This is a genomic window from Rickettsia endosymbiont of Ixodes scapularis (assembly GCF_000160735.1).
Lineage (GTDB): Bacteria > Pseudomonadota > Alphaproteobacteria > Rickettsiales > Rickettsiaceae > Rickettsia > Rickettsia tamurae.
In genome coordinates this window covers 1,764,203-1,765,258 of record NZ_CM000770.1, presented here as the reverse complement: position 1 = coordinate 1,765,258, position 1,056 = coordinate 1,764,203, and the positions used below count along the sequence as shown (strand labels likewise).

Here is a 1,056-nt window from a genome sequence, read left to right as displayed (position 1 = left end):
AACGCGAGTTTCGTATTCAAAAAGTCGCTGAATAGCTTATAGTAACTGGGTTACGGGGATCTTAATAATACTGTTTTTGTTATAAAGTGAGTACAAAATATAAATTGCTAATTAAAATATGGTATTTATAGTATTAGAAAAAAGTTTATAGGTTATTGAAAAAACTTTAAGAGCAATAACCTATGATAATGGATTTTACAGAAATATTTTGTTACGTCGATGATTTTTTTCAAGAATTAGWCAAGCATACAAATTCAATTACTAACCATAACAACAAATCTGGTCCTAAAAGTCGACTGAACAGAAGTGAGGTAATAACAATTATAATAGGCTACTGGCAGTCATCTTATGATTGTTTTAAGAATTATTATCTGAAGCAAATATGAATTCATCATCAAAGAGATTTTCAATTAGTAAGCTATAGTCAATTTATAAAAATAATAGGTCCACATTTACCACTATTAGTACTAATATTCAATTCTATTTTGGATCAGTGTGACGGACTCTCTTTTGTAGATTCAAGTAGTATAGAGGTATGTAAGAGATACCGTATTTCAATGAATAAAGTGTTCGCCGGCATAGCAGCAAGCAGTAAGACAACAAAAGGTTGGTTCTATGGACTTAAACTACATCTAATAATTAATAGAGCCGGTGGTATAGTTAAAGCATCTTTTAGCCCTGGCAATAAGGATGATAGAAAACAGCTGGAACTGATAATCAAAAATCTTTTTGGTAAAGTATTCGGAGATCGTGGTTATATTTCGCAACAATTATTTCTACAACTTTTAGAGCAAGGAATTTTTATGGTAACTAGGGTAAAGAAAAATATGAAAAATAAACTTATGTCTATGTTGGATAAAATATTATTGCTTAAAAAAGCATTAATAGAATCTGTGTTTAGTAAAATTAAACTATTGGGGAAGTTTGAGCATTCAAGGCATAGATCAGTTACAAATGCCTTTGTGCATATGGTTGCAGCACTGATAAATTATCAAATGTCTGATAATAACCTTCTATTACATCTCTCTTGATATGCTAAATCCTATGCTATATTAA

1 protein-coding gene is annotated in these 1,056 nt (G+C 30.0%); it reads left to right on the top strand.

Annotated elements, in window-relative coordinates; genetic code table 11:
- Positions 1 to 386: 386 nt before the first annotated feature.
- Positions 387 to 1,031 carry an IS982 family transposase gene (locus REIS_RS17795; RefSeq protein WP_083787785.1) on the top strand — a complete coding sequence of 215 codons (645 nt, stop codon included), beginning with the start codon at positions 387 to 389 and terminating at the stop codon, positions 1,029 to 1,031.
- The last annotated feature ends 25 nt before the right edge of the window (positions 1,032 to 1,056 follow it).